General features: G+C 61.4%; 9 protein-coding genes. 8 read left to right on the top strand and 1 reads right to left on the bottom strand.

Annotated elements, in window-relative coordinates:
- The 3 genes from EOB59_RS33215 to EOB59_RS33225 all read left to right on the top strand — a co-directional run.
- Positions 1–137, top strand: a 137-nt coding sequence (locus tag EOB59_RS33215) for a MipA/OmpV family protein (protein WP_206622096.1), incomplete at its 5' end; no start/stop codon positions are given.
- Between the two features lie 41 nt (positions 138–178).
- Positions 179–940 carry a response regulator transcription factor gene (locus EOB59_RS33220; RefSeq protein ID WP_032900681.1) on the top strand — a complete coding sequence of 254 codons (762 nt, stop codon included), beginning with the start codon at positions 179–181 and terminating at the stop codon, positions 938–940.
- Positions 937–2262, top strand: a complete 1326-nt coding sequence (locus EOB59_RS33225) for a HAMP domain-containing sensor histidine kinase (RefSeq protein ID WP_128290194.1) — start codon at positions 937–939, stop codon at positions 2260–2262. Before EOB59_RS33220 ends, EOB59_RS33225 begins: the two co-directional genes overlap by 4 nt.
- Positions 2263–2288: 26 nt before the next feature.
- Here EOB59_RS33225 and map read toward each other — a convergent pair whose 3' ends face one another.
- Positions 2289–3116 (bottom strand): type I methionyl aminopeptidase, encoded by an 828-nt coding sequence (map, locus tag EOB59_RS33230; RefSeq protein WP_013532002.1) that lies wholly within the window; start codon positions 3114–3116, stop codon positions 2289–2291.
- A gap of 200 nt (positions 3117–3316) precedes the next feature.
- On the opposite strand from map, the gene EOB59_RS33235 reads away from it, so the two are divergent.
- From EOB59_RS33235 to EOB59_RS33255, 5 genes are all read left to right on the top strand, one after another.
- A complete protein-coding gene (locus tag EOB59_RS33235) occupies positions 3317–3739 on the top strand; it encodes a hypothetical protein (RefSeq protein WP_128290195.1) in 423 nt (140 codons plus the stop codon).
- A 111-nt stretch (positions 3740–3850) separates the two neighbouring features.
- Positions 3851–4090: a hypothetical protein gene (locus tag EOB59_RS33240; protein WP_128290196.1), complete on the top strand. Its 240-nt coding sequence runs from the start codon at positions 3851–3853 to the stop codon at positions 4088–4090.
- Positions 4091–4249: 159 nt separating this feature from the next.
- Positions 4250–4546: a DUF982 domain-containing protein gene (locus EOB59_RS33245; RefSeq protein ID WP_128290197.1), complete on the top strand. Its 297-nt coding sequence runs from the start codon at positions 4250–4252 to the stop codon at positions 4544–4546.
- Between the two features lie 42 nt (positions 4547–4588).
- Complete coding sequence (locus tag EOB59_RS37010) at positions 4589–5020, top strand: DUF6074 family protein (RefSeq protein ID WP_245486864.1); 432 nt, start codon at positions 4589–4591, stop codon at positions 5018–5020.
- A 282-nt stretch (positions 5021–5302) separates the two neighbouring features.
- The coding region (locus tag EOB59_RS33255; protein WP_245486865.1) for a pilus assembly protein TadG-related protein at positions 5303–5959 on the top strand (657 nt) is incomplete at its 3' end.

Consider the following 5959-nt stretch of genomic DNA (forward strand, 5'->3'; position numbering starts at 1 on the left):
CATATATGCTCGACGAGAGCTGGATGGTGCGCGGCGAAGCGGGGGCCGGTGTTCTCTTGGGTGACGCTGCCGACAGCCCTGTTGTCGTCGAAAAGATCCAGCCTTCAGGGATGCTTCTCGTCGGATATCGGTTCTGACGCCTACCCAGGCACCAAATGCAGGCTAGACAAACTCCGGAATGGCACAGCAACGGCACCAAAGCGATTTGAGCGCCGAATCCAGGTCGGCAAGGCAAGGTTCGCGCATCCTCATTGTCGAAGACGATCTTGAGATCGCGCGCATGCTGGGCGAGACGCTCACCGACAACGGCATGATCGTGGAAATTGCCGAGAGCGGCGTCCAGATGAACGCCGCGCTTCGCAACCAGAAATTCGATCTCATCGTGCTCGATGTCATGCTGCCGGGCGAAAACGGTCTCAACATCTGCCGCCGTCTTCGGGCCGGAACCAACATTCCGATCCTGATGCTGACCGCGCTCGGTGAGGAAATCGACCGCATCTTCGGGCTGGAAATCGGCGCCGACGACTATGTGACGAAACCGTTCAGCGCGCGCGAATTGACGGCCAGGATACGGGCGCTGCTGCGCCGCACAGCCTATGCTCCAGACGAGCGGGACTGGTCGAAGGTGCTTCGTTTCAACGGCTGGCGCCTCGATCCAATACGCCGGCAATTGCATGACCCCAACAATGCGCGGGTTACGACCACGACGCATGAATTCGACCTGTTGCTTGCCTTTTGTCGCAATGCGGGCCGGGTTCTCTCTCGCGAGGAACTTCTGGGCGTAACCCATGCCGGGCTCGCGGGGCCGATCGAGCGTAGCGTCGATGTCCATATCAGTCGAATCCGCAGGAAGATCGAAAAGGATGCGCGCGATCCGGTGCTTTTGAGGACCGTTCGGTTGGGTGGCTATATCTTCACCGCGACGGTGGAGGAAGCATGAGTGATATCCTCCGCCGTTTCCTGCCGCAGTCCGTGCGTGGGCAGTTTGTGGCGATCATTTTCATCGCGGTGATCGTGATCATGTTCGTCGGTTCGGTCGTTGAGAGTTTCATAGAGAACGTCGACCTTCCCGCCGCGGAAGATAACGCAAGGCGTGCAGGCGTTGTTGCTGCCTTGTTGCAAGAAACGCCGGCGGAGGCGCGTGGCGCAATTCTGGCGACAGCAAAGCGGGCCGGCTTTGATTTCGAGATATTGCCCAAGGACCAGATAGCCGGCATTCCCCAGTCCTATCTGCAATGGCGAAGTGTCGAATGGCTTTTGCGTATCGACAGGGGGACGGTTGATGGACGCTGGCTAAGGATCGGCGGCCGATACGCGTTTGTCATCGACTTGGACCAGCAGGACGTCCTGGCCCATTTTGGCATGCCCGATTCCTGGCTGACATCGGGGCTCGTCCGTGCCTCGTTCTACAGGTTCATGGCTTTCGTCGCCTTGCCCGTGCTGATCTGGCTGTTTGCGGTTTGGGCCGTGACGGATCCATTGAAGCGCATCTCGGCAGCAGTCGGTTCGGCCGAGATTGAGAATGGCGACCAGCTCTTCGTCGAACACGGCTCCATTGAAATGGTGGGATTGGCGCGCGCCCTGAACAGGATGAGGACGCGCATCCGCACGATGATCGAAAACCGCACGCGCATGTTGCGCAGTGTCAGTCATGATCTGCGCACGCCGTTGACGCGGCTGCGGCTTCGCGCCGAGCGTATGGATGATGGCCCCATCCGAACCGCAATCCTGTCCGATGTCCAGCACATCGAAATCTTGATCGACGAGACCCTGACCTATCTGCGCAACGATGTTTCGACGGAGAAGCTGCAGCTCGCCGACATTGCCAGCGTTCTGCAAACCGTCTGCGCCGAGTTCTCCGATGTCGGATTTCCTGTCTCATATTCCGGGCCGGACCGGCTCCTGGGCTGGTGCAAGCCCAATGCATTGGCGCGTGCGATCGCCAATCTTTGCGACAACGGGGTCAAATTCGCTGGCAATGTCACGGTCGCCTTGACAGCGACCGGCACGGCGGCGCGCATCACGGTAAAGGACGACGGGCCGGGCATTCCGATGACGGCACGCGCCCGTGTTTTCGAACCATTCTTCAAGGAAGATGCATCGCGCGGCATTGCATCGAAGCATGGCTTCGGTCTGGGCCTGTCGATCGTTGCCGACATCGTCCAGGGCCACGGCGGCACGATCGAATTGGAGGACAACCAGCCCAGCGGACTGGTCGTCACCATCGATCTGCCGAATGCCGCTGGCGTGCAGTCGGCATAGACGGCCTCCTGCCGGGCAGACGCGCTCTAAGCCGGCAGGCCGGGGCGATCGAGCTTTTTGGGCGACAGCGTGAAAATCTCGCACCCTGTGTCGGTCACGCCGATCGTGTGCTCGTACTGCGCCGACAGCGAGCGGTCGCGCGTCACCGCAGTCCAGCCGTCCGACAGAACCTTCACATGCGGCCTGCCCAGATTGATCATCGGCTCGATGGTGAAGATCATGCCTGGCCGCATCTCGACGCCTTCATTGGCGCTGCCGTAATGCAGGATGTTCGGCGCGTCATGGAACAACTGGCCGACGCCGTGGCCGCAGAAGTCGCGCACCACCGAACAGCGCTCGCCTTCGGCAAAGGTCTGGATGGCGGCGCCGATGGCACCGGTGCGGGCGCCCGGCCTGACCGCTGCAATGCCGCGCATCAGGCATTCATGCGTGACTTCGAGCAGCCGCTCGGCGGCGCGCTTGATCGTGCCGACCGGATACATGCGCGAAGAATCGCCGTGCCAGCCGTCGAGGATGTAGGTGACGTCGATGTTGACGATGTCGCCATCCTTGAGCGGCTTGTTGTCGGGAATGCCATGGCAGACGACATGGTTGATCGAGGTGCAGGACGATTTTGTGTAGCCGCGATAGTTGAGCGTCGCCGGCAGCGCGCCGTGGTCCATGCCGAATTCGAAGACGAAGCGGTCTATTGCTTCGGTGGTGACGCCGGGCTGGACCATCGGCACCAGTTCGTCGAGGCAGCGTGCGGTGAGATCGCATGCCTTGCGCATGCCGGCAAAGCCGTCCTCGCCATAGAGGCGGATCTGGCCGGTATTTCTGAGCGGGGCCGTGGCAGCGTCGAGATAGGTGACCATTTTGTCCGTGTAGCGGGTAGGGCTCTGCAGGAGAGCCAGCGTGAAGATTTCCCCAGATTTGGCACTTGAGGGCAAAAGGTTCAAGGAAGAACTGTCTGATGCGGCCGCGCGCTTCCGGATATTTGCCTCGCATGGGCGATGTCTTGCCGGTTTTTGCCCGGTTTGCTTCCCTTTCTGGCCATGGCGCGTTAGGGCGGGTGATGTTTTCGAGATCGCGTCCCTTCGCGGCGGCCAGGCAAACCGGATGGCCTGAAGCGCCGCTGACGGCAGCGTGCTCATGCCTGATGGGCATGGTGCTGCTGGCGATACTGTGCTTCGGCCTGCCGGTGGCGTCAGGCTTTGCGGGGTCTGCGCCAAGCGGTGTCAGCGTCGATGTCGAGCGGTCGGGCGAAGTGGCGGCGCTGCTGCGTGTCACCGGCAAGGCGCAAGCGCTGGAGGTTCGTGCCGGCCGTCCGGTCCTGGTCAAGTTCGCCGGCGGCCACCCCGCGCTTCCGGTCCCCGACGCTGTTTTTCTTTGGGCCGAACGGCCATCGCAAAGAGCGATGGTTTCGGGATATGGGGCCGCCTCGGTTCCCGGGGCGAGCACCAACCAGCCGCGCGCACCCCCGACCATCACGGCCTGAGCGGCCCAGGGCCGTACCCCCACCTCATCGCTATTCCTGTTCGCGTCGTGATCGTGCGGCGGCTGTCGGCCGCGCAGCGGTCGCGCGGCGCGTCATTTCCGGATTTTTTCAATGCAACAACGCATCAAGACCTTCAAAAGCCTGTCGCGCGCGGCCTCGGCTGCCGCGTTCCTCTGCGTCCAGGCGCTCATCTGCATCGGAACCGTCTATTGGGCGATTGCCGAGACGCTCGGCCTGTCGGCGATGGCGGCCCTTGTTCTCGGCGGCATCTTCGCCGTGCCGACGGTATTTGTACTGATCACCGCCAGTCGCATGGCCTTCGACGCGGAGACGGATCCGGCGAACCAGTGAGCATATGTCACCCAGGACAGATCTCGGGTGCGCGATTTGTTTGGCGCGACGTGGCGGCCCGCGACCCAAGTGACGACACATTTCTGGGCCAGAAGCCGGTCAAAGCAACTTTTGACGACGAACGGCGTTGCCTCGGCGATGCCGTTCGGGAGACAGGAAATGGATAGACTGCAATTCGAGGTGCCTGTGCGCATAGCGCTTGGACCCGGTCTGCCAGTCGAGGAAATCTATGGCGTCGAACAGGCGCTCGATTTTCTCCAGGACTGGCCTGCGCGCCGTCAGGGCCCGATCTATCAGAAAGCGTTCAACGCCTGCTTTGGCGCCACGGTGGACGTGGTCAAGACCGAGGATGCCTGCCGGGCGTTCATGGCGTTTTGCCGCGCCAGTGGACTGATGGCCAGGGACATGATGACGCCGCGCAAGCGCGGCGGTGAGGCGAGGGCGCTCCAGGCCTGAGGGCTGTGCCCTGTTCGTTGCCCGAGCAAAACACCGGCGATCGTGTTTGAACGCACGCGGCAATGTCGTGAGCGCGCCGCTGCGCGCGTTTCGTCCGACGACTGCACCGCACCAAGGCCGGCCCTGTTAAGCTTCCGTTTCCATCTTCCCGGCTACGCCTTTGCTTGTTGGCAATGGTTGATTCGTTGCGTCAGTCTCATGGTTTGGAAGATGTCCCCAGAAAAAGTCAGTGCATTCCCGATCGACCGTCAGGTATTCTTGGTCAGGGAGGTTGCCGCCAAGCTCGGCAATCTGCATGGCGAGACCGCCACCTCGTTCTGGAGAGCCAAGGCGTCGGAGTTGCTCGATCTCGTCGTCGGGTCCGGCAGGGACAGAACGGCAGCCAGCGATGAAGTGCGCAGGTTTTTCCTGGCCGTGCAGCGGGAGATGTTGGCAGACCAGGTCGCAGAGTCGATGCCAATTCTTTCTGCTTGAAGCAAATCCTGAACCTCCATCCTCCATACATGCATCAGTGATTTGTAGATACGTTTACTCCGGTGTGTTTTTCGGAGACCCGGTCGTTGTTCGCGCGGTCTCGGCTGCGAATCCGGCAATTTCCCGCCGGCCTTGAGGGGCGGCGCACTCTGAGACATCGACGCGCTTGCGCGTTCGTCAGCCAGCGAAACACTTCTTTTTTGAAGCCAATCGACCACTGCTCAAAAATGCAACGAACTTTTTAGCCATTCGTTCATTTATGCGTGCTTTCTAATTTAATCCATGGCCTTGAGTAGCTTCACCCGTGTTCGGCTTGTAATGGACGCCCTGCGCCGGAGCACGGGCGCAAATGTCGCCACCATTTTTGCCCTCACCTTGCCGGTCGTTGTCGGCGCTGCGGGCTTCGGCGTCGAGACCTCCTATTGGTACTACAACAGCCTGAGATTGCAGGCGACGGCCGATGCGGCCGCCTATGCCGGAGCGCTCGAACAGATCTGGGGTTCCGACAAGCCGACCATCGTCGCGGCCGCGACCCAGTCCGCGGCGTCGAACGGGCTGGGCTCGGGCACGATCGTCGTCAATACGCCGCCGGCGTCCGGACCGAATACGGCGAAAAAAGCGGTCGAGGTGATCGTCAGCCAGAAGCTCGACCGGATGTTCACCCTGATCTTCACACAGGAAAAGGTTCCCGAACAGGCGAGGGCGGTGGCCGTCATTACCGATGCCTCGAGTGCCTGCATGCTCGCGCTCGATCCGTCCGCGTCGCAGGCGATGCTGTTTTCCGGCAGCACCAGCGTTAAGCTGACCGGCTGCTCGGTCATGTCCAATTCCATTGCTTCCGACGCCGTCAAGCTTCAGGGCTCGGCGGGTCTCCAGGCCAAATGCGTGATCTCGGCGGGCGGCGTCTCTCTCAGCAATCCCGTCACGACTGTCTGCGCG

Source organism: Mesorhizobium sp. M7A.F.Ca.MR.176.00.0.0 (genome assembly GCF_004023165.1).
GTDB lineage: Bacteria > Pseudomonadota > Alphaproteobacteria > Rhizobiales > Rhizobiaceae > Mesorhizobium.

Coding starts and splice junctions, on each gene's coding strand:
- EOB59_RS33220 (WP_032900681.1), top strand. CDS start 179: ATGGCACAGCAACGGCACCAAAGCGATTTGAGCGCCGAATCCAGGTCG.
- EOB59_RS33225 (WP_128290194.1), top strand. CDS start 937: ATGAGTGATATCCTCCGCCGTTTCCTGCCGCAGTCCGTGCGTGGGCAG.
- map (WP_013532002.1), bottom strand. CDS start 3,116: ATGGTCACCTATCTCGACGCTGCCACGGCCCCGCTCAGAAATACCGGC.
- EOB59_RS33235 (WP_128290195.1), top strand. CDS start 3,317: ATGTTTTCGAGATCGCGTCCCTTCGCGGCGGCCAGGCAAACCGGATGG.
- EOB59_RS33240 (WP_128290196.1), top strand. CDS start 3,851: ATGCAACAACGCATCAAGACCTTCAAAAGCCTGTCGCGCGCGGCCTCG.
- EOB59_RS33245 (WP_128290197.1), top strand. CDS start 4,250: ATGGATAGACTGCAATTCGAGGTGCCTGTGCGCATAGCGCTTGGACCC.